Origin of the sequence: Arthrobacter sp. TB 23 (assembly GCF_000294595.1) — a bacterium.
In the GTDB taxonomy this organism is placed as follows: domain Bacteria; phylum Actinomycetota; class Actinomycetes; order Actinomycetales; family Micrococcaceae; genus Arthrobacter_D.
This window is the reverse complement of the sequence record NZ_ALPM01000041.1, coordinates 1-21,559: the sequence shown is the minus strand read 5'-3', so window position 1 is coordinate 21,559 and position 21,559 is coordinate 1. Positions and strand designations below refer to the sequence as shown.

The window sequence follows — 21,559 nt, the reverse complement described above, 5'->3', positions numbered from 1 at the left end:
CTCAGGCCGCCGAGCGGCTTTCGTCATCAGCGGGAATCACAGGATGATTCAGCACAACAATTTTGGGTATTTTTCCGTCCGGGAACGATCTTCCGCCGGCAGGCACGTGATCCACCCCGCCGTCGTTCCAGGGATGGCAGCGGCAGATCCGACGAACGGCAAGACTGCCGCCCTTGACCGCTCCATGGACCGTCACTGCTTCCAGCGCGTAGGCGGAGCAGGAGGGGAAAAATCTACAGACCTGGCCATATAGCGGGGAAATAACCACCCGATAAGCCTTCAAAACAGCGATCATCACGTTCCCGGGGAATTCACGGAGCAGCGAAACGCCAGAGGCAGCCGTGGTCATGTGCTGCCTCTCTTCCTGCTGGATGCCGAATCAAGTGCCCGGTCGAAGTCACTAGCGAGCTGACTCCAGGTTGCATCAGCGGCAGGCGGCAGCGCTCGAACCACCACCGCCAATCCACTGGAATGCCGGGATAAGGCTGACGCAGCCATTTGTCTTAGTCTCCTCTTAACGAGGTTTCGTGTCACTGCGTTCCCCACGCCCTTTGAGACGATGAACCCGAACCTGCTGGGTTCATCTGCAGAGGTAGTTACCGCATATAACACCAAGTTCCGGCGCCCAGAGCGGGAGCCGGAACGTACGGTATAGGTGAAGTCGGAGGCCGTTCGGACCCTGTTGATTCGAGTCAACATGTCAAAGTGTCCGAACCGGCCGGGTTGCCGTGGCGTTATGTGTCGCCTGGCGAACCCACGTCTTCAAGCTAGCTGGGGCTGCTTATGCTGACAGCTCGGTGCGGCCTTTGCCGCGGCGCGCTGAAAGGATGGCTCGGCCGGCGCGTGTGCGCATCCGAAGGCGAAAACCGTGCTTCTTAGCCCGGCGGCGGTTATTCGGCTGAAAGGTCCGCTTGCTCACTGTATTTACTCCAAGACAATCTTAGGATGCGTCCGGTCCGTTGCTACAAGGGGGAAGAACAGACTGGCGATTCGACGTTTTGATATCTGCGGCTGATGCAGAGGCCAGCGGCTTTGTTTGATCGTCGATCAATTCGCAGGCATGCAGAATGCAGACATATAGGACTACATAACGTTAGGCGACTGCACACAGGCCAGTCAAACCGAGCGGCAGGGAGAGGTCGAGGGCTAAATCCACAAATCTGTGGACAACCTTGGTTAAGGCCCCATCTCACGGTCCGGCGAGGGCCCTAAAGCACACCCGCTCAGCCCCGTAGACCAGCTATCTTCTCCAGTACCCATCCTCTAGTCTTGCCCAAGGGTCGTTTATCCACCAGCTGTGCATAACTCTGTGGATGAGGGCCGTTTTCGATGGACATGGTGGAGAGGTATTTGTGGGCCCGGACGAGATTAATGATGTAGGGAGTTCCTGGCGCAAGGTCATTCGCACCCTGGAACACGATGAGAGGGTCACGCCCAGACAGCGAGGATTCGTTGTATTGGCCCAGGCTCAAGGGTTGATCGGGACTACCCTCCTGGTCGCAGTCCCGAACGAACTGACCCGTGAGGTTCTCCAGACCCACCTGAAGGCTGCCCTGGACGAGGCGCTGCGGGAAGTGTTCCGTGAGGATTTGCAGTGCGCTTTCGTTATCGACCCCGAACTCACACCGGTCGAGGTTGACGAGAGCGAGCCAGTACAAACCGCAGAACCAGTCAGGGAAGAGGCTAAGCCCGCGCCAACCCTGCCGAGCAACTCTCACGAGTTCGGTCGCCTCAACCCGAAGTATGTCTTCGATACCTTCGTGATCGGTTCGTCCAACCGGTTTGCCCATGCAGCAGCGGTAGCTGTTGCAGAGGCGCCCGCCAAGGCCTACAACCCCTTGTTCATCTACGGCGACTCAGGGCTCGGTAAAACCCATCTCCTGCATGCCATCGGTCATTACGCCCGGCATCTCTACACAGGAATTCGGGTGCGCTACGTCAATTCGGAGGAGTTCACCAACGACTTCATCAACTCGATCCGCGATGACGAGGGCACAAGCTTCAAACAGACTTACCGGAACGTCGACATCCTCCTTATTGACGACATCCAGTTCCTCTCCGGTAAGGACCGCACCCAGGAAGAGTTCTTCCACACCTTCAATGCCCTCCACAATCACAACAAGCAAGTGGTCATCACCTCAGATCTACCCCCAAAACAGCTCTCAGGGTTCGAGGAACGGATGAGATCACGGTTTGAGTGGGGTCTGTTGACCGACATTCAGCCACCGGAGTTGGAAACCAGAATCGCCATTCTCCGAAAGAAGGCGATCAGTGAGGGAATGAGCGCTCCAGACGATGTGCTCGAGTACATCGCATCAAAAATCTCCACCAATATCCGGGAACTTGAGGGGGCGCTTATTCGCGTCACGGCCTTCGCCAGCCTGAATCGTCAACCAGTGGACGTGACACTCGCTGAGGTGGTTCTCAAAGATCTCATCACCGACGACGGCGCTCAGGAGATCACCTCCGCCGTGATCATGGCCCAAACTGCCGACTACTTTCAGATCAGCATGGAGGAGCTCTGCAGTAAATCCCGTACCCGGACTCTCGTGACCGCGCGGCAGATCGCAATGTATCTCTGCAGGGAGCTCACCGACATGTCACTCCCAAAGATTGGCCAGGAGCTGGGAGGTCGCGATCACACCACAGTGATCCACGCCGACCGGAAGATCCGTGAGCTCATGGCCGAACGCCGCGCAATCTTCAATCAGGTCACCGAACTGACCAACAGGATCAAACATCGCCGGAAAGACGCCTAACTACACCAGTGGTATTAACAGGTGTGGATAGAACTGTGGATAACTGGTCGAACAACAGCGATGTTAATGAGGACAACCCCCCAGAGCCTGTGGACCCGCTAACTTTCAAGGATTTTCCCCACAACCCCCCGCGCCTCCAAGGCTTCTCTATACACAACTTCTCAACAGGCTGTTGCCTGTACCTGCGTAGTGTGAGGCAGTTATCCACAGTTTCAACAGGTGTTACTACGACTACGAACCTTAAATCCAAGGGTTCTTCCAAATAACATTTTCCCGCTCACCCACCCACGATCCAATCCCGGCCAAACAAACCCGGAGCTCCCGAAAACCGCCCGGCGGCAGTCAGGCTAAGCTTTCTGTGAGTAATGTAGTTCCTTGCCCTCCGGCTGAGTCCTTTCCCCCGTTGGCCAAGCAATCTTCCCGAGAATTATGTTGAGAAAGGCGGCACCCTTCAGTGAAATTCAGAGTCGAGCGGGATGTTCTAGCTGAGGCCGTAACCTGGACGGCGCGTTCCTTGTCCCCCCGTCCGCCTGTGCCGGTGCTGTCGGGTCTCTTGATTAAGGCAGCCGGTGGAACACTTAGCCTTGCCAGTTTCGACTACGAAATTTCTGCGCGGCTCGAGATCCCAGCTGATGTAGCTGAAGAGGGGACCATTCTGGTGTCCGGGCGTCTCTTGGCTGACATCTGCCGTAGCCTTCCTTCGGCCCCTGTCGAGGTGGAAACTGAAGGCACCAAGGTGACGTTGACTTGCCGCAATAGCCGATTCAACCTGGCAACAATGCCGGAGGGTGAGTATCCCGAACTTCCGACCCCGCCAGAAGTAAGCGGAGTTGTCGACGGAGACGCTTTCTCACAAGCCGTCTCCCAGGTCATCATCGCTGCAAGCCGGGATGACACACTGCCCATCCTCACGGGTGTGCGGATGGAAATTGAAGATGACCTGATTACCCTCCTTGCGACAGACCGATACCGGCTCGCGCTGCGCGAAGTGTCCTGGAAACCCAGAACGCCCGGAATCTCCACCAGCGCACTGGTAAAGGCCAAAACACTCAACGAAGTAGCGAAAACCCTTGGAAGTGCCGGCGATCTGAGCATTGCCCTTTCAAACGACCGGGAATTGATCGGCTTTGAAAGCGGGGGACGCCGAACTACATCGCTCCTGGTCGATGGCGACTACCCCAAGATTCGTGCGTTGTTCCCGGAAAGCACACCCATCCACGCTACTGTCGAGACCGGTGTGCTGGTCGAGGCAGTTCGCAGGGTCTCGCTGGTTGCCGAACGAAATACCGCTGTCCGCATGGCCTTCAGCGCAGGACAGGTGACCCTCGATGCGGGTACGGGCGAAGACGCCCAGGCCTCTGAAGCAATCGAGGCCACCTTGGATGGGGACGACATCACGGTCGCTTTCAACCCGCATTATCTCAGCGAGGGCCTGGGCGCCTTCAACAGCAAATTTGTTCGGTTCTCCTTCACCACACCCCCGAAGCCCGTGGTCATCACCGCACAGGAAGACGCGACCGGGGAAGACCGTACGGACTACCGATACCTGCTGATGCCGGTCCGAATGGCCAATTGATAAGTTCACCAGCGACACAGAAACGTCGGTTAGGTCCCAGTCCCCGACCTCAGGAAGCGAAGCGGAAATGCACATTGGCCTCATCGGACTCGGCAAAATGGGTTTCAACATGCGGGAAAGGCTTCGCCGAAAAGGGCTGACCGTTACCGGATTCGATAGAAACCCAGATCTTTCAGACGTCGGTTCTCTCGACGGTCTGGTATCTGCGGTCCAGACACCGCGCGTGATCTGGGTGATGGTCCCCGCTGGAGAGATCACCAAATCTGTGATCCGCGATCTCGCCGAGCTGCTGGAACCTGGGGACCTGGTGATTGATGGCGGCAACTCACGCTTCACCGATGACCAAGAGAACGCGGCGTTGCTTGCGAAAAAGAATATTGCTTTCGTCGACTGTGGTGTTTCCGGTGGCGTTTGGGGCCTCGAAAATGGCTATGGGCTGATGGCGGGCGGAGCCGACGCCGATGTGCAGCGGGCTCTCCCTGTCTTCGACGCCTTACGTCCGGATGGCCTCCGGGAAGAAAGCTTTGTGCACGTCGGTGACCTAGGCGCTGGGCACTACGCAAAAATGGTTCACAACGGGATCGAATACGGCCTGATGCAGTCTTATGCGGAGGGTTATGAACTGTTGGCAGCGAAAGACATCATCAAGGATGTTCATGGCACCTTCCAGGCCTGGCAACATGGAACGGTCGTCCGATCGTGGTTGCTTGACCTGCTGGTCAAGGCGCTCGACGAGGATCCGGAGCTGAGTAAGATCGCCGGTTATGTTGAGGACTCCGGCGAAGGACGATGGACTGTAGAGGAAGCTATCGCCAGCGAAATTCCGGTTCCCGCCATCACTGCGGCGCTGTTTGCACGATTTTCCTCCCGCCAGGATGATGCCCCCGCGATGAAGATGGTGGCTGCACTCCGAAACCAATTTGGTGGACATGCAGTACGCACCCCCAAGGAATCCGCGTGAGTGGGTCATCATGTACGTTCAGCATCTGTCCCTGACGGACTTCCGCACCTACAGCCAGGTTGAAGTGCCGCTGGAAGCGGGAGTAACAGTCTTTGTAGGTCCCAACGGCGTGGGCAAGACAAATATCGTCGAGGCCATCGGCTATCTCGCTTCTCTTTCCTCGCACCGGGTGAGCTCAGACAAACCCCTGATCGCGTTCAACGCGGAGCGTGCTCTGGTCAGGGGAAGACTGGTTCGCGGAACCCAAACCACCAGCGTCGAGGTTGAGATCAACGCTGATCGGAGTAACCGCGCACGGATAAATCGTGCGAACCCGGTCAGGGCGAGCGACGCGGCTGGCATCCTCCGTACTGTACTTTTTGCGCCGGAAGACCTTGCACTGGTGAAAGGTGATCCTTCCAACCGGCGGCGATTTCTGGATGATCTGATGGTGACTCTGCTCCCACACCGGGCGGGAATCAGCGCCGACTATGAGCGGGTGCTCAAACAGCGGAATGCATTGCTGAAATCGGCACGGGCCAGCGGAAAGTTCACTGCCTCCCATGAAGCGACGCTCGATGTATGGGATCAGCACCTCGCGGAAGCTGGCGCCAGGTTATTGCATGCCCGACTCGTCGTGCTGGGTCAGCTAAAGCCGCATCTGGAGCGGGCATATCACCAGCTCACCGACGGATCCAAGGTTGCGGTAGCGACGTACCGGTCGTCCCTGTCGGGAGCCGACGACGACGGCGGGGGTGCCAGCGAAGATGACACCTTGAGTTCATTAAGTGTGGAAGAACTGACCGAGAAATTTATCGCAGTGCTTCTGGTCCACCGGAAGAAGGAGCTTGACCGCGGGATATCGCTCGTTGGACCCCATCGGGATGATGTCGACCTCGTGCTCGGTGGGACCGTTGCCAAGGGGTATGCCTCACATGGTGAAACCTGGTCGCTGGCTCTCGCCCTCAGACTGGGGTCGTATTATCTCTTGATTGAGGATGACCACACCCCCGGAGCAACCCCCGTGCTCATTCTCGACGATGTGTTCGCTGAGTTGGACGCCAGTAGGCGGAAGAAACTTGCGGCAATCGTCGGTGGAGCTGAACAGGTCCTGGTTACTGCTGCTGTCAGCGATGATATTCCCGAATCCCTAGTAGGACACCAGTTCCAGGTGGTGCCGGGAGGCCTGGTCAGTAGTGGAACCTAGGAACCCTCGTCCGGAGGGAACCGTGCCGGAAGACTCGCCCGAAGACGATCAGGCTGGGGGCGGGGAACCCTATCTGGATGCTCCGCAATCATTGTTGAACAGAGTCCGCGATGCCTCACGAAGCCGCGGAAACACCCGGTTACCCGCCGGACGGCGTGGTGTGGCAAGCCCCAAACGGCGGGCGCCAGGGTCCATCACCTATACGGGCCGTGATCCCGAGGGGTTGGGAAATGTCTTTAGTCGGCTGCTTAGTGAACGCGGGTGGAAATCCCCAGTGGCGGTGGGCTCGGTGCTTGCCCGGTGGGATGAACTCGTCGGACCGGAGATCGCATTGCACTGCAGGCCCGAAAGTTTTGACGGGAGTACCGTGCTCGTTCGCTGTGACTCTACTGCCTGGGCTACACAGCTCAGATTGATCAGCCCGATGCTAATTCAAAGGTTTGATGCCGAGTTGGGCAGCGGCGTCGTCACCCGCATCTCGGTACTCGGGCCGGCTTCCCCCAACTGGAGGAAAGGTGGCCGGTCCGTCAAGGGAAGAGGGCCACGCGACACCTATGGATAAGGCCCTGTAGGACTCCGAGGGATGGGTCTATTGCCAGTTCGGTAAACGCCGTGTAGGGCCCTGAACTCCCCGCTGGAGGTATCCGGCCTTAGCTGCCGCCCTCCCGACGGCTTATATGCGGCTTTATTCGCCATTAGAGGCCTGTTCAGTGAGGTATTGTCCACGACGGCAAGGTAGAATGATGGGAAATGGCATTCCTGAGGGGATGCCTTCGATCTGTTACCTGCTCCGCAGGTGTCAACAGCGAAGCTTTTTTTGACCCAGATTCCTACCTTTGAGGAGCCGACAGCGCCTGTGGCTAATGACAACGAGCTGGACGCCAAAACCCAGGGCAATCCGCAGTCCGCTGCAGGAGCCCAAAATGGGACCACCGGATACGACGCAAGCGATATCAGCGTCCTCGAGGGTCTTGAAGCGGTTCGTAAACGACCCGGCATGTATATCGGTTCGACCGGCCCCCGAGGCCTCCATCATCTGGTGAATGAGGTGGTCGACAACTCTGTCGATGAGGCTCTTGCCGGGTATTGCGACACCATCAGGGTGACGCTACAGGCTGATGGCGGTGTCCGGGTGGTTGATAACGGCCGTGGCATCCCTGTTGATATGCACCCCACTGAGGGGCGCCCCACCGTCGAGGTCGTCATGACCATCCTGCATGCCGGCGGAAAGTTCGGTGGTGGTGGGTATGCCGTGTCTGGCGGTCTCCATGGGGTAGGCATCTCCGTAGTCAATGCTTTGTCCTCCCGGGTGGAAACCGAGGTGAAGCGTCAGGGGTATGTCTGGAACCAGTCCTTCGCTGATGGCGGAAAGCCGGTAGGAGAGCTCCGCCGTGGAGCTGAAACCACCGAAACGGGAACCACCCAGACGTTCTACCCGGACGCCTCCATTTTTGAGACGGTGGAGTTCGACTTCGAAACACTAAGGGCCCGCTTCCAGCAAATGGCGTTCCTCAACAAGGGGCTTCGGATTATCCTGGTCGACGAACGGGTTGACGAGGTGGAAACCGAGGAGATCGCTGAAACGTCGGATGCAGGGACCTCCGGCGAGGATACGCCGAAGCACCGCCAGGTTGACTACATGTACGAGAACGGGCTGCTTGATTACGTCAATCACCTGAACTCGGCAAAGCGTGTGGACGTCATCCATGAGGACGTCATCGGATTCGAGACCGAAGACACCGACCGCAAGATCGCAGTCGAAGTAGCAATGCAGTGGACCAGCGCCTATTCGGAAAGTGTCCACACCTACGCGAACACGATCAATACGCACGAGGGTGGCACCCACGAAGAGGGTTTCCGCGCGGCCATGACTTCATTGATCAACCGGTACGCGCGAGACAAGAACATCATCAAGGAAAAAGACGAAAACCTGACCGGTGATGATATTCGAGAAGGACTGACCGCGGTCATCTCGGTGAAGCTCTCCGAACCACAGTTCGAAGGACAGACGAAGACCAAGCTGGGGAATTCCGAAGCCAAAGGCTTTGTCCAGCGCGTAGTCACCGATCAGCTGGGCGACTGGTTGGAACGGAACCCCGGCCCTGCCAGAGACGTCATCCGCAAATCGATTCAAGCGGCGCAGGCACGGCTCGCAGCGCGCAAGGCTCGTGAATCCACCCGACGCAAAGGTCTGCTCGAATCCGGTGGGATGCCCGGAAAGCTCAAGGACTGCCAATCGAAGGACCCATCGAAGTCTGAAATCTACATCGTCGAGGGCGACTCTGCAGGCGGTTCGGCCGTCCGTGGACGTAACCCCGATACCCAGGCCATCCTGCCGCTGCGCGGCAAGATCCTCAACGTTGAACGAGCCAGGCTTGATCGTGCGCTAGGGAACAGTGAAGTCCAGGCCATGATCACAGCCTTTGGTGCCGGGATCGGTGAGGATTTCGACGTCGCCAAGGCGCGTTATCACAAGATCGTTCTCATGGCCGACGCCGACGTTGATGGGCAGCACATCACCACGCTGCTGTTGACCTTGTTGTTCCGCTATATGCGCCCCCTGATCGAGAACGGCTACGTCTATCTGGCGCAGCCACCGCTCTACAGGATCAAATGGTCCAACGCGACCCACTCCTACGTGTTCAGCGACCGTGAGAGGGATGAAGTCATCAAAATGGGCTTGGCCAACAACCAGCGATTGCCCAAGGACAACGGTGTACAGCGGTACAAGGGGCTCGGGGAGATGAACTACACCGAGCTTTGGGAAACCACCATGGACCCCGACAATCGCACCCTGCTTCAGGTGACGGTCGACGATGCGGCCGCAGCGGATCAGATTTTCTCGGTCCTGATGGGTGAAGACGTTGAATCACGACGGAACTTCATCCAGCAGAACGCGAAGGACGTTAGATTCCTCGACATTTAGGGAGTTTCGGCGATCGACGGTAATCGCCATCTCCAACGCCTTGGCACTTAGAACTGAACGGAACTGACGTATGAGCGACGAAGAAACACCCGATCTCCCCCTCGAAGGACGGGTCCTCTCCGATCGAATAGAGCAAGTCGACCTGCAGACGGAAATGCAGCGGTCGTACCTGGATTATGCGATGGCAGTGATTGTTGGGCGGGCGCTTCCCGACGTCCGTGACGGGCTGAAGCCCGTCCACCGGCGGGTTCTCTACGCGATGTTCGACGGCGGCTACCGACCGGACCGATCCTTCAACAAGTGTGCGCGCGTGGTGGGCGAGGTCATGGGGCAGTACCACCCGCATGGTGATACGGCCATCTACGATGCGTTGGTCCGGCTCATCCAGGACTGGACCATGCGGTACCCGCTCGCCCTGGGTCAGGGAAACTTTGGTTCGCCGGGTAATGATGGTGCTGCTGCGCCTCGTTACACCGAAACCAAGATGGCACCGCTCGCCATGGAAATGGTCCGGGATATTGACGAGGAGACCGTCGATTTCCAGGACAACTATGACGGCAAGAACCAGGAACCGACCATCCTTCCGGCACGGTTCCCCAACCTGCTGGTCAACGGATCGTCGGGTATCGCCGTCGGCATGGCAACCAACATCCCACCGCATAACCTTCGCGAAGTCGCCTCAGGCGTCCAGTGGTACCTCGAAAACCCAGAGGCAACCAAGGAAGAACTCCTTGAAGAACTTCTGCTGCGAATAAAAGGACCGGATTTCCCCACCGGAGCGCAAATCCTGGGCCATAAGGGCATCGAGGATGCCTACCGCACGGGCCGTGGGTCGATCACCATGCGGGCTGTCGTCAACGTCGAGGAAATTCAGGGTCGCACCTGTTTGGTTGTCACCGAATTGCCCTACCAGGCAAACCCCGACAATCTGGCGATCAAGATTGCCGACCTGGTCAAGGACGGGAAGGTCAACGGTATCGCCGACCTTCGTGACGAGACATCGGGCCGCACCGGCCAGCGGTTGGTGGTTGTGCTCAAGCGGGACGCCGTCGCGAAGGTGGTCCTGAATAACCTGTACAAACACACCCAGCTGCAGGACAACTTCAGCGCGAACATGCTGGCTATTGTCGACGATGTGCCACGCACGCTGAGCCTGGATGCCTTCATTCGTCACTGGGTGACCCACCAGCTTGAGGTTATTGTCCGGCGCACCCAGTACCGGTTGCGGAAGGCCGAAGAGGCGGCCCATATTCTGCGGGGTCTGCTGAAGGCTCTCGACGCACTTGATGAGGTAATCGCCCTGATCCGACGATCCTCGACGGTCGAAGATGCCCGCAACGGGCTCATGGGCTTGCTCGAGATCGATGAAATCCAGGCTCAGGCAATTCTGGATATGCAACTGCGTCGCCTGGCGGCCCTGGAACGTCAGAAGATCCAGGACCAGCATGCCAAACTCGAAGCCGAGATAACCGAGTACCAGAAGATTCTCGCGTCGAAGCAACTGCAACGGGATATTGTCTCCACTGAGCTCCGCGAAATAGTCGACAAGCATGGCGATGACCGGCGCACTGAGATCCTCATGGGTTTCGACTCGGATATGAGCATGGAAGATCTGATCCCTGAAGAGGAGATGGTCGTCACCATCACCCGCGGCGGCTATGTGAAGCGGACCCGTAGTGACAACTACCGCCAGCAAGCCCGCGGCGGGAAGGGCATCAAGGGAGCACAACTACGCGGCGACGACGTAGTCGAGCACTTCTTCGTCACTACCACCCACCACTGGCTACTTTTCTTCACCAACCTGGGACGGGTGTATCGGGCGAAGGCTTACGAGTTGGTTGAGGCTGGGCGCGACGCGAAGGGTCAGCATGTCGCGAATCTGCTGGCGTTCCAACCCGACGAATCGATTGCACAGGTGCTCGATCTCCGGGATTACCAGCAGTCCCCTTATCTGGTGTTGGCAACCAAGCGCGGACTCGCGAAGAAGACCAGACTTGAGGATTACGACACCAACCGGACGGCCGGAGTGATCGCGATCAACCTGCGCGACGGCGACGAACTGGTCTCCGCGCAGCTGGTCTCCGAGAGCGACGATATGATGCTCGTTTCCAGGAAGGGTCAGTCCCTCCGGTTTACCGCGACGAACGACGCTTTGCGGCCCATGGGTCGGGCAACTTCGGGTGTCACCGGAATGAAGTTCCGCGAAGAAGATGAACTACTGGCCGCCAACGTGGTCACTGACGAATCCTTCGTTTTCATTGTGACCGAGGGTGGGTTCGCGAAGCGCACCAAGGTTGAGGAGTATCGGGTACAGGGTCGTGGCGGCCTGGGGATCAAGGTTGCCAAGCTCGCGGAGGAACGCGGAGACCTTGTGGGTGCCCTGATTGTCCAGGAAGAAGACGAAGTCCTGGTCGTGATGGGTGGTGGCAAGGTGGTGCGCTCAGCGGTGACTGGGGTGCCAGCCAAGGGCCGGGACACGATGGGTGTCATCTTCGCAAAGCCTGACAAAAAGGATCGAATCATAGCCGTCGCCCGCAACAGTGAACGGGGACTCACTGTCGACGACGGGGGTGTTGACGTGACGGGGGAGAGCATCGAATCCGCAGGGGCAACAACCGATGAAGTACCGTTGACCTCAGAAGAGACGGCTGAGCTGGAAGCACAGTCACCAGATAATGGAGGTACCGAGTGAGTTCGCCTAACTCAAACCCACGGGCAGCCGGAGGATCGGTCAAACAGACCGGCACCGGGCCCCGCGTGAATGCTCCCGCACGGCCACCCCAGCGTCCAGCGGGTGCCACTTCAGGATCCAAACCGGCTGGCGCCCGGCCAGGTCTGGTGAAACCAGCGCCCAAGGCCAAGGCCCGCAAGGCGAGACTCCTGGTCAGTAAGGTTGACCCTTGGTCTGTGCTGAAGATGTCATTCCTCCTGTCCGTAGCCCTGGGTATTGTCACGGTTGTCGCGGCCATTGTCATTTGGACGGTTTTGGATCTCACCGGAATTTTCGATGGCGTGAATGATCTGCTTCGCGAAATAGCCGGCACCGAAAGTGGCGGTTTTGACCTTCGCCAGTTCGCCTCCCTGGGCCAAGTGGTCTCTTTCGCAACAATCATCGCGGTGGTGAACGTGGTGCTTTTGACCGCTCTGGCGATGCTTTCGGCGGTCCTTTACAACATTTCATCAACCCTGGTTGGCGGAATTGGTGTTACCCTCACCGACGATTAACCCTGCCGGGGGACGCCTGTTTCCGGACGATTTGATGATTGCCGAGATACTCCTGTAAAGTCGTATTTCGGCCCGAACAGGCTTCGGGGCGTATAGCTCAGGCGGTTAGAGCGCTTCGCTGATAACGAAGAGGTCCCAGGTTCAAGTCCTGGTACGCCCACGGACCTATCACCCGCAGGTAACTGCGATAGGAGAAGCACTGTGAAGAAGTTGTTGGTAATTGCAGCAGCTGTAGCAAGTGCGTTCGCCTATAAAAGGTGGCAGGAATCCGAAAGGGACAGAGCGGTATGGAGTAAGGCAACCGACACGGTTGACTAGGCTATACTGGTGAGGTTGCCGTCAAGGCAACCGATCGGGGGCATGGCGCAATTGGTAGCGCACCTGCTTTGCAAGCAGGGGGTTCGGGGTTCGAGTCCCCGTGCCTCCACCGAGGGAAAGGGTTCCGGCCAGTGGCCGGAACCCTTTCTTTTTAACTGAACTGCACCGGGTGGATTAGTGTTACTGGGTGATTATCTTCCTCTCCATTCTGGGTGTGTTGGGCGTTGCGGCGTCCGGACCTATTATGGCGGCGACGGTGGCCCCGGCACTGGCGATAGCCTTCTGGCGCAACGCGATCGGTGCGCTGGTGATGGGCGGACCCGCGGCACTTTCCAAGCGGCATGAGTTCAAGGCCCTGCGACGATCCGACTTCGTGCGGCTCGCGATCGCCGCCACCGCTTTGGCCCTCCACTTTGCCTGCTTTATTACCGCGTTGAAACTGACCTCCGTAGCGGCTGCCACCGCGCTGGTCTGCCTTCAAGTGGCCTGGATCGCGCTCTTTAACGCGATCCAGGGTTCGAAGCCGGCTACCAAGGTGGTTGTGGGTCTGAGTGTGGCGCTGCTCGGCGTCGTCGTCATCACTGGTTTTGATCTGACCCTCTCCCAGGATGCGATCATCGGTGACCTTTTGGCCCTGGCTGGCGGGGCCCTGGCTGGTATTTATCAGATGGCCGGGGCGAGCGCCCGGAAGACCATGTCCACGGGCACCTACACCACCCTGTGTTACGGAGGGTGCGCACTCATCCTGCTCGTTATGTGCCTGATCTTCAGGCAGCCACTAGTGGGATTCTCACCGGCAGCATGGGTGGGGATCCTCGCCGTCACGCTGGTCGCCCAACTGATGGGTCACACGGTATTCAATCATTTGCTGGCGGTAATGAGCCCGCTGGTGGTTTCGATGATCATCCTGCTTGAAATCCCTGGGGCAGCCTTGCTTGCGGCAATCTTTCTGGGGGAGCAACTGCCGGCCGGTACCTATGGCGGGTTACTGCTGATCCTGGTGGGCCTGGCTATCGTAGTCCGCGGGCAAATGAATCCGCGGCAGAGAACTACATTGGAAACCGCGGCCTCTCCACCGCCCGCGCTGGGTGGCACCTAGCCCCTCTGCGGGCCCTCACCAGCGGCCTGGGGAGCTCCACCCCGGTGGAGGCTGGGGCCGCGCACAGAGTGAACAGCACGGATCATTTTCGCTGGATAGTAGATAGACATGAAAATCAGCGGGGGTACCTTGAGGATTCGTTTGTTGATGCGGTGAGCCTTGTACGTGCGATCGAATCGGGTCACGTAGTAGCGGTAATCCTTCGGCGAATCCTCAAGTCGACGCGCCGACATGCCGCTGACCATGGTCGGCAGGTAGCGAATTACCAGATCGTGTTCGGCCAGGTGGAGCGAAAGGTCGATATCCTCGTGCATTTCGTCCGCCTCGTCCCGGCAGGTGGACTCACGAATCTGTTCCCAGGCTGTCCGGCGGATAGCCATGTTGGAGCCGAAGAGGAAGTGGTATTGATTACGGGCCAACTTGAGGATTAGTTGGCGGATCTTGTCATCGGCAAGCAAACCCCAGCGCCGCATCGGCATGTCGTAATAGACCACTGGGCCAGTCGCGGCGGCAACATCGGAGTCAGCGAAGCCCGCAAGGACCTTCTCCACCCAGTCGGGCTCCAACACGGAGTCAGCGTCAATTCGCCCGATGATGTTGCCAGACGCGCTATCAAATCCGAAATTGCGGGTTGGTATCAACCCCTGTTCGGCTGAATGCTGAAGAAGCTTGATCGGGCTTTCGGGATACTCCAACTGCATCTGCCGCACAATTCGGCAGGTGCCATCGGTGGAGCGGTTGTCGATCACTAGGATTTCGTCGGCTGGTACCGATTGGTAGATGGCCGCGATCAAACACTGCCTGATGACACTTTCCTCGTTATACGCCGGAATGACGATAGAGACGGCGTTCTGGAGAGGGTGCACGGCCGTCAATCTACCACCGTGGGTCCCGGTTACGGCATGAATGAAAAAAGGAAAGGCGGCTCCGAAGAACCGCCTTTCCTTTCAAGCTAGGCCAAATGACTATTTGGTCGCATCCTTCGCGTCTTCTGCTGCATCAGCGACCTTGCCGGTCGTTGCTGTACCAGCGGACTTCGCTGCATCTGACGTCTCGTCGGCAGCGTTGCCAGCCTTGGCTGCCGCCCGATCGGCGGCCTCCTTGATGTCAGCGACAACCTTCTTCGCCTCCTCAGCGCGCTCAGCCTCACCTGCGGGCTTGGTATCCACCTTGACGGGGGTTTTCCAGGGGTCCTCGACCGGCTTGGAAGCCCGCCAGACGGCAACGCCAGCGGTAATCGCTGCGGCGATGATACCGAAGATCAGCCAGCCCTTGCTGCCGCTCTTCTGCCGCTTCTTAAGATCGCGCGAGGCTTTCATGGCGGCGGCTGCTGCAGCCTTCTGGGCCTTTTTCACCGTCTTCTTGTCTCCGGTGACCTTGGTAACCGCCCGATTCACCGGTTCAGGGATCGTTGCGCCGGACAGGGAACGGGACACGCTGTCAGCGGCGTCTCCCAGTTTGTGGGACAGGGTCGGCAAATAATCGCCAACTACCTTGTCACGAGCACCGGTGATCGCTGGAGCTGCGCGGTCGAGGGTCTTCTGGATGTGCGGGGTGGTGGTATCAACCACCTGTGAAATACGCGGAGCAACCTTATCCAGGCCGTCCTGAATACGTGGGGTGACGGTGGAGATACCGTCGGAAATGCCGTGTGCGGCACGCTGTACTCCGTGCTGGATCATCGGCGACGCAGATCCGTAACCCTTTTCGATCCGTGGTGCAACCCAGTTGTAGGCGGCATCCACGCGTGGAGCTGCCCAGTCCCGTGCGGCTTCGGCACTCGTTACGACGCTCTTCTCGAGGTCGCGGGTCATACGTTTGTTCTTCTTCACATCTGCCTCCCGGGAATAGTGACTGTTGACTGTCAGCCTACGGGGTATCGCAATGACGTGCTATTCGTTCGCGGTGTCCCCGACGATTTTTCACTGTGCGCGGAACAGCTCAATCTCAGTGGTTTACCAGAGGGCGCATGAAAGAATGGAGGTATGACAGCTATTGCAACAGCACAAGCAACTATCCACACCAACCTCGGCGACATCAAGGTGAACCTCTTTGGGAACCACGCGCCGAAAACCGTGCAGAACTTCACGGGCCTCGCCACGGGTGAAAAGGCCTGGACCCACCCGCAGAGCGGCGAGGAATCCACCAAGCCGTTGTACGACGGGACGATTTTTCATCGGGTCATCAAGGATTTCATGATTCAGGGTGGAGACCCACTAGGTCAGGGTATCGGCGGACCGGGTTACCAGTTCGATGATGAGATCAACCCAGATCTGGATTTCACTGCGCCCTACAAGCTGGCCATGGCGAACGCAGGAATCCAGGGTGGCCGCGGTACCAACGGTTCACAGTTCTTCATCACCTCGGTCCCAACCACCTGGCTCCAGGGGAAGCACACCATCTTCGGTGACGTCACCGACGAAGCTTCGCGCACCATCGTCGAGCAGCTGAACGCGATTCCCACCGATGCACGGGACAAGCCACTGGAAGATGTTGTCATCAACTCGATCACGGTAGAACAGCTCTAAAACACCAATGACATACGGAATCCCGGCGGACCAGCCGCAGCAGGAAGTCCCCGTGTGCCCCCGACACACAGACCGTGTCAGCTACGTCCGCTGCCAGCGGTGTGGCAGACCTGCGTGCCCGGAGTGCCACCGACCGGCTGCCGTCGGGATTCAGTGTGTTGACTGTGTGAGGGAAAGTGCGCGGAACGTTCCCACCCAGCGAACCATATTCGGCGGTGTGGCCAGGCAAGGGAAGCCTATTCTCACCTTTTCAATCATCGGCATCTGCGCGGTGCTCTTCCTGCTGCAAATGGTCATCCCCGGGCTGACCGGAGCACTGGCCTATGCCCCCCTCTATACCTCCGAATACCTGTCACCTGAACCTTGGCGAATGCTGACGGCCGCGTTCCTGCACTCCACCGGGTTCCTGCTCCACATCGCTTTCAACATGTACGCGCTCTGGATCATGGGGCAAGCACTGGAACCGTTGCTGGGGCGTACCCGTTTCCTCGCTCTCTACCTGTTGTCCGCGTTTGGCGGATCCGTGGCAGTACTCCTGCTCTCCAACCCCCTGCAATCCGTGGTGGGAGCATCAGGCGCCGTCTTCGGCTTGTTTGGCGCGATGTTGATAGTCCAGCGCCGCAGAGGTGGCGACGTGCGTCAACTCGTGGTCCTGATCGCCATCAACGGCGTATTGGGCTTCGTGGTTCCTGGGATCTCCTGGCAGGCGCATCTTGGTGGGCTACTCACCGGAACCGCAGCCGCCGCAATCATCGCCTACGCCCCCAAGGGGAAGAACCGGTCCCTGATCCACTGGGGAGGTCTGGCGGGTCTGGCTGTGCTGCTCGTAGCCTTGACGATTCTCGGCTCGGCACTCGTACAACTACCGCTGGGTTAGAAGTTGTCCACAAGGTTTATCAACAGCGGGGATAACTTACACACATGTAATTCCACAGCTGTGGATAAGCATGGGGCCGAAAACGTCCACCTTCAGACCTCATCCCAGCAAAGTTACCCACAGCTGTGGATAACTTAGTGCACAACGTGTGTACGAGTCCGCCTTAACGGCAAACGCGTCCGCAGTAACTAAGGGACAGGGACCGAAATTGGCTCTGTCCCACTACCAGTGCGGACGCGTCAGGGAAGTGGTTGTGGGGAAGCGTGGGTCAGTGCCACTTCGTCGTCATCAGAAACCCGATGATCGCCAGGCCGAATCCGATCATGATATTCCACGAGTCGATTGAGGGAATAGGGAAGCGTGCCTCAGATACGTAGTAGACGATGATCCACAGCAACCCCAGAATCATCAACCCGAACATGACGGGTTTGTACCAGACCGGATTGGGCTTCCGCTCGGCGGAGGCAGCGGTGCTGGACTGACTCGGTTTCCTGTTCTTGCGGGACTTCGACTCGGGCACTGGTCCTCCTAGAGAGGCGAAGCCACAGTGGCAACGCCTTAGTGTTTACCCTCACAAGGGCTCGGCAGTCGGCGATGACGCAAGCTATCCTGAAAAAAGGATCAATGTCATCAGCACGGTTCCGCACAATTCTAACCACTGAACCGGTGCTGGGGCGCAGTACCCCACCCAGGTGGGGTACTGGCAGCCTGCGCGCAGTGCGGGACATACCAGTGGAGCACGTTGCTGGTGATCAAGGTACAACAGGCCGCAAGAGTTCAACGACGGGCATTTCACGAGCGCTATGAGCAAAACCACCCGCATTCTGGTCATCGACAACTACGACAGCTTTGTTTATACCCTGGTCGGCTACCTGCAGGAGTTGGGCGCCGAAACCACTGTGGTGAGGAACGACGACGTCACCCTGGCTGAGGCGATAGCTCTCGCGGAGGTGCGTGACGGTGTGCTGATTTCGCCGGGCCCAGGGACACCCGCCGATGCCGGGATATGCGTCGAGATGATCAAGTGGTGCGGTACCAGTTCAACACCGATGCTCGGGGTCTGTCTGGGGCATCAGGCGTTGGCGGAGGCCTTCGGTGGCACCGTCACCCATGCGCCAGAGCTGATGCACGGCAAGACATCCCTGGTGGAACACGAGGCAGGGAGCATCTTTACGGGGCTGCCGTCGCCGTTTACCGCGACCCGCTACCACTCGCTTGCCGCGGTCAGTGATGTGGTTCCACCAGATCTGGTGGTCACAGCGCGCACGGCAAGCGGCATCATCATGGGGTTGGAGCACCGAACTGCTCCGCTGTGTGGGGTGCAGTTTCACCCAGAGTCCGTGTTGACCGAGGGCGGATATCGCATGCTCGGCAACTGGCTTGAGTCACTGGGTCTGGTCGGGGCCGCTGAGAAGTCGTCAACCCTGAGCCCGCTGATTTCCAAATAGGTCCAGCGACCCGGAAAGCTAGGCTTTGCAGTCCAGAGCCAAGGTTGACAGTCCTGAGCTAGGGCTCTGCAGTCTCTTCCGGCGGCGTCGGGGCAGGAGTCGGCTCAGGGTCTACTGACGGGTCGTCCTCGGGTTCGGGAGCAACGGCTACGGTAATCACTATTTGCGTGCCCGGCGCGACCACCGAACCGGGTTCTGCACTCTGCTTGGTGACAGTGTCGGGGTCCACAACGGCGTTTTCTACTTCTTCAATGCGGTAGGTCAAACCCTTCGCCGGATCCTCCAACTGCGCTATCGCTTCTTCCGTAGTCAATTCGATCAAACGCGGCACTTCGACCAACCCGGTAGATAACACCAGGTCGATATCGGATCCGATCGGCACTGACTCTCCTGCCCCGGGGCTGGTGGAGATCACACGGTCGGCCGGAACCGTTGCGCTGTTCTCCTGGGTCACCGCGCCGCCGCTGAGGCCGGCTGAGGATAACGCATCCCTGGCTGACGACTCGGTCATGCCAATGATGTTCTCGGGAATGATCGCCTCGGAGGGGCCCTCGGAAATGGTGACGTTAACTGTTGAGCCGGGTTCCACCTCTTCCCCCGCCCCCGGGTCCGAATCGATTACCAAACCGGGATCGACGGAGTCGCTGAAATCCTCGTCAAACTGTGGGCGCAGGTCGGCAGCGAAGATGGCATTGGCTGCCTCATCCTGAGTCATGCCCTCGACGGTCGGTACCGCCTGCAGCACCGGACCCTCTGGCTCGGAGTTAAGGAGGTTCAACAACACAAACGTCCCACCGGCGAGAACCAGTGCCACGATGATAAAAAATGTTGTGGTCCACGCCCGCCGGGCCGCACGACGGCGGTCTTCGTCGGCATCGCGGTCGGCGTTAAACGTCCGAGAAATCGACAGTGGAGGCTGATCTTCCGTGAGGGGACCCGAACTCATCGACCCGCCGGCCAGCACCTTCGCCATGGCGCGGGTCTGCGGGCCCTCAGCCCCGGCGGCCGAAACGGCAGCCGCGGGTAGGGTCGATAGTGCCTCGGTGGCGCGTTCCTGGGGCTGGGTAGTAGGAACAACACCCTTGCGGGCCTGCTGCAATGCAACCCGGAAGGCCACAGCGTCCTGGTAACGGTCCTGACGGTCTTTTTCAAGGGCCCGGTGCAATACCGCATCGAGTGCCGGTGAGACTTCGGGGTTGAACTGACTGGCCGGTTTGGGTACTTCCCGGACGTGCTGGTACGCCACTGAAACCGGGCTGTCGCCGATGAACGGCGGACGAGCGGTGAACAGTTCGTACATCAGGCATCCAGCCGAGTACAGGTCACTGCGCGCGTCAACGGTCTCGCCCCTGGCCTGTTCAGGCGAGAGATACTGGGCGGTGCCGATGACGGCCTGGGTTTGGGTCATGGTGGCAGCGGAGTCGGCGATGGCCCGGGCAATACCGAAGTCCATCACCTTGACGTTTCCCTCCGGCGTGATCATCACGTTCGCGGGTTTGATATCGCGATGCACAATACCCGCCTTGTGGCTGTACTCCAGTGCCGACAGCACGCCCACCATGTGCTCGGCTGACTGGTCGAGGGTCAGCTCCCCCGCGCGAATGAGATCGCGAAGTGTCCGTCCCGCAACGTACTCCATCACGATGAACGGGACCTTCACGTCGTCTACTGAACGCCCGGCGATTTCTTCTTCGCCGGTGTCATAGACGGACACGATGGTGGGGTGGTTCAATGCGGCGACTGCCTGTGCTTCCCGTCGGAAACGGGACTGGAACAGAGGGTCCCGGGCCAGGTCCTGACGCAACAGTTTGATTGCCACGGACCGGCCCAGCCGGATGTCACGACCGAGGTGCACATCGGCCATCCCTCCACGGCCAATGAGCTCACCTACTTCGTAACGCCCGTTCAGGACCCTGTCAGTGGTCACTTGTCCGCCTTCCGCCTGCATCTGAATAGTGAGGGAAGCGCGTTAGGGCGCTTCGGTGGTGGGTGGGGGGCTGGTGGTTTCTTCGGGTGGCGGGGTGGTCTGCGGAGGTCCGGAAGACACCACGTAGTTGACGGCGCTGCCGGGTTCAACTTCCGAACCTTCGCTGGGGTCCACACTCAGCACAGTTCCGGCAGGCTCCTCGGATTCCTCTTGTCCAGCATTGGCTGGTTGCAGGCCCGCATTGAGCAGGGCTTGCTGGACTTCCTGTTCAGTGGAGCCCACCAGACCTGATGGCACCTCAACCGGCGCAGGTCCAGAGGAGGAGGTGACCGTCACTGCTGCACCACGCGCAAGGGTTCCCACCGGGCTGACACTGAGGACGAGGCCTTCTGCTATGTCGGATTCTTCCTGCTCGGTCGAGACCGCCAGGCCGAGGGCACCGAGTTCGGCAACCACTTCATCGACCGGGCGGCCTTCGAACTGAGCGGCACTAATGACAATTTCAGGCTCTGCGGTCTCAACGGGTTCGGTTGTGGGCGGTTCGGAGGGGGTTTCCGATTCCGTCTCGGACGGTGTCGCGCTAGGCGAGGTTGTGGTCGTAGTGGTGGCCGGGGGGGTACTGGGGTCGTCGTCAGCCCCGGTCAGAACGGGCCAGAGGAAAAACAGCCCGACGCCAAGTCCTACCAACAAAAACAGGAGAATCAACGGAATCAGCCAGGGGCTCCCGCC

Annotated in this window: 21 protein-coding genes and 2 tRNA genes; 15 read left to right on the top strand and 8 right to left on the bottom strand. The window is 58.9% G+C overall.

The window, feature by feature from the left end; all coding sequences use genetic code 11:
- Position 1: 1 nt before the first annotated feature.
- The 3 genes from yidD to rpmH form a co-directional block, all read right to left on the bottom strand.
- Positions 2-349, bottom strand: a complete 348-nt coding sequence (yidD, locus tag B384_RS0105055) for a membrane protein insertion efficiency factor YidD (RefSeq protein WP_019482051.1) — start codon at positions 347-349, stop codon at positions 2-4.
- Positions 346-699, bottom strand: coding sequence for a ribonuclease P protein component (rnpA, locus tag B384_RS19980; protein WP_083850837.1), 354 nt, complete (start codon positions 697-699; stop codon positions 346-348). The genes yidD and rnpA overlap by 4 nt, the downstream gene beginning before the upstream one ends.
- Positions 700-781: 82 nt before the next feature.
- Complete coding sequence (gene rpmH / locus B384_RS19975; RefSeq protein ID WP_022892375.1) at positions 782-919, bottom strand: 50S ribosomal protein L34; 138 nt, start codon at positions 917-919, stop codon at positions 782-784.
- A 394-nt stretch (positions 920-1,313) separates the two neighbouring features.
- Between rpmH and dnaA the strand changes: the two genes are divergently transcribed.
- From dnaA to B384_RS0105000, 12 genes are all read left to right on the top strand, one after another.
- On the top strand, positions 1,314-2,759 hold the full coding sequence (dnaA, locus tag B384_RS0105050) for a chromosomal replication initiator protein DnaA (RefSeq protein WP_050994850.1): 1,446 nt from the start codon (positions 1,314-1,316) through the stop codon (positions 2,757-2,759).
- Between the two features lie 454 nt (positions 2,760-3,213).
- Entirely contained in the window at positions 3,214-4,335 is a 1,122-nt protein-coding gene (dnaN, locus tag B384_RS0105045) for a DNA polymerase III subunit beta (protein ID WP_026040980.1), read from the top strand.
- The gene (gnd, locus tag B384_RS0105040; RefSeq protein WP_337459689.1) at positions 4,331-5,296 is read left to right on the top strand and encodes a phosphogluconate dehydrogenase (NAD(+)-dependent, decarboxylating); all 966 of its coding nucleotides are present in this window, start codon (positions 4,331-4,333) and stop codon (positions 5,294-5,296) included. The genes dnaN and gnd overlap by 5 nt, the downstream gene beginning before the upstream one ends.
- A gap of 10 nt (positions 5,297-5,306) precedes the next feature.
- Positions 5,307-6,482, top strand: coding sequence for a DNA replication/repair protein RecF (gene recF, locus B384_RS0105035; protein ID WP_019482047.1), 1,176 nt, complete (start codon positions 5,307-5,309; stop codon positions 6,480-6,482).
- Between the two features lie 22 nt (positions 6,483-6,504).
- Positions 6,505-7,044 (top strand): DUF721 domain-containing protein, encoded by a 540-nt coding sequence (locus B384_RS0105030; RefSeq protein ID WP_024475661.1) that lies wholly within the window; start codon positions 6,505-6,507, stop codon positions 7,042-7,044.
- Between the two features lie 294 nt (positions 7,045-7,338).
- The gene (gene gyrB, locus B384_RS0105025) at positions 7,339-9,408 is read left to right on the top strand and encodes a DNA topoisomerase (ATP-hydrolyzing) subunit B (protein WP_019482045.1); all 2,070 of its coding nucleotides are present in this window, start codon (positions 7,339-7,341) and stop codon (positions 9,406-9,408) included.
- 70 nt (positions 9,409-9,478) lie between these two features.
- Positions 9,479-12,100, top strand: coding sequence for a DNA gyrase subunit A (gene gyrA / locus B384_RS0105020; protein ID WP_019482044.1), 2,622 nt, complete (start codon positions 9,479-9,481; stop codon positions 12,098-12,100).
- Positions 12,097-12,633 carry a DUF3566 domain-containing protein gene (locus B384_RS0105015; protein WP_019482043.1) on the top strand — a complete coding sequence of 179 codons (537 nt, stop codon included), beginning with the start codon at positions 12,097-12,099 and terminating at the stop codon, positions 12,631-12,633. Before gyrA ends, B384_RS0105015 begins: the two co-directional genes overlap by 4 nt.
- An 86-nt stretch (positions 12,634-12,719) precedes the next feature.
- Positions 12,720-12,793 (top strand) — tRNA-Ile (locus B384_RS0105010).
- Positions 12,794-12,834: 41 nt separating this feature from the next.
- Complete coding sequence (locus tag B384_RS21000; RefSeq protein ID WP_237715235.1) at positions 12,835-12,951, top strand: DLW-39 family protein; 117 nt, start codon at positions 12,835-12,837, stop codon at positions 12,949-12,951.
- 36 nt (positions 12,952-12,987) lie between these two features.
- Positions 12,988-13,060 (top strand) — tRNA-Ala (locus B384_RS0105005).
- Between the two features lie 78 nt (positions 13,061-13,138).
- Positions 13,139-14,050, top strand: a complete 912-nt coding sequence (locus B384_RS0105000; protein ID WP_019482042.1) for a DMT family transporter — start codon at positions 13,139-13,141, stop codon at positions 14,048-14,050.
- Here the strand turns inward: B384_RS0105000 and B384_RS17805 are convergent.
- A complete protein-coding gene (locus B384_RS17805; protein WP_019482041.1) occupies positions 14,047-14,916 on the bottom strand; it encodes a glycosyltransferase in 870 nt (289 codons plus the stop codon). The two genes, B384_RS0105000 and B384_RS17805, sit on opposite strands and share 4 nt — an antisense overlap.
- Before the next feature lie 99 nt (positions 14,917-15,015).
- Positions 15,016-15,864, bottom strand: coding sequence for a hypothetical protein (locus tag B384_RS17800; protein WP_019482040.1), 849 nt, complete (start codon positions 15,862-15,864; stop codon positions 15,016-15,018).
- A gap of 171 nt (positions 15,865-16,035) precedes the next feature.
- On the opposite strand from B384_RS17800, the gene B384_RS0104985 reads away from it, so the two are divergent.
- Together B384_RS0104985 and B384_RS0104980 are read left to right on the top strand one after the other, a co-directional pair.
- Complete coding sequence (locus B384_RS0104985) at positions 16,036-16,578, top strand: peptidylprolyl isomerase (protein WP_019482039.1); 543 nt, start codon at positions 16,036-16,038, stop codon at positions 16,576-16,578.
- A gap of 217 nt (positions 16,579-16,795) precedes the next feature.
- Positions 16,796-17,455: a rhomboid family intramembrane serine protease gene (locus B384_RS0104980; RefSeq protein ID WP_019482038.1), complete on the top strand. Its 660-nt coding sequence runs from the start codon at positions 16,796-16,798 to the stop codon at positions 17,453-17,455.
- Positions 17,456-17,723: 268 nt separating this feature from the next.
- Here B384_RS0104980 and B384_RS0104975 read toward each other — a convergent pair whose 3' ends face one another.
- The gene (locus tag B384_RS0104975) at positions 17,724-17,975 is read right to left on the bottom strand and encodes a cell division protein CrgA (protein ID WP_019482037.1); all 252 of its coding nucleotides are present in this window, start codon (positions 17,973-17,975) and stop codon (positions 17,724-17,726) included.
- A gap of 283 nt (positions 17,976-18,258) precedes the next feature.
- On the opposite strand from B384_RS0104975, the gene B384_RS0104970 reads away from it, so the two are divergent.
- Positions 18,259-18,903 (top strand): aminodeoxychorismate/anthranilate synthase component II, encoded by a 645-nt coding sequence (locus tag B384_RS0104970; RefSeq protein ID WP_019482036.1) that lies wholly within the window; start codon positions 18,259-18,261, stop codon positions 18,901-18,903.
- A gap of 58 nt (positions 18,904-18,961) precedes the next feature.
- Here B384_RS0104970 and pknB read toward each other — a convergent pair whose 3' ends face one another.
- Together pknB and B384_RS0104960 are read right to left on the bottom strand one after the other, a co-directional pair.
- Complete coding sequence (pknB, locus tag B384_RS0104965; protein ID WP_019482035.1) at positions 18,962-20,830, bottom strand: Stk1 family PASTA domain-containing Ser/Thr kinase; 1,869 nt, start codon at positions 20,828-20,830, stop codon at positions 18,962-18,964.
- A 42-nt stretch (positions 20,831-20,872) separates the two neighbouring features.
- On the bottom strand, positions 20,873-21,559 hold a 687-nt coding region (locus B384_RS0104960; protein ID WP_019482034.1), incomplete at its 5' end, for a PASTA domain-containing protein.

Excerpts from the sequence above, each read along its gene's own strand:
- gyrA (WP_019482044.1), top strand. The coding sequence starts at position 9,479 with ATGAGCGACGAAGAAACACCCGATCTCCCCCTCGAAGGACGGGTCCTC.
- recF (WP_019482047.1), top strand. The coding sequence starts at position 5,307 with ATGTACGTTCAGCATCTGTCCCTGACGGACTTCCGCACCTACAGCCAG.
- B384_RS0104985 (WP_019482039.1), top strand. The coding sequence starts at position 16,036 with ATGACAGCTATTGCAACAGCACAAGCAACTATCCACACCAACCTCGGC.
- dnaA (WP_050994850.1), top strand. The coding sequence starts at position 1,314 with ATGAGGGCCGTTTTCGATGGACATGGTGGAGAGGTATTTGTGGGCCCG.
- B384_RS17800 (WP_019482040.1), bottom strand. The coding sequence starts at position 15,864 with ATGACCCGCGACCTCGAGAAGAGCGTCGTAACGAGTGCCGAAGCCGCA.
- rnpA (WP_083850837.1), bottom strand. The coding sequence starts at position 699 with ATGTTGACTCGAATCAACAGGGTCCGAACGGCCTCCGACTTCACCTAT.
- B384_RS0104970 (WP_019482036.1), top strand. The coding sequence starts at position 18,259 with ATGAGCAAAACCACCCGCATTCTGGTCATCGACAACTACGACAGCTTT.
- yidD (WP_019482051.1), bottom strand. The coding sequence starts at position 349 with ATGACCACGGCTGCCTCTGGCGTTTCGCTGCTCCGTGAATTCCCCGGG.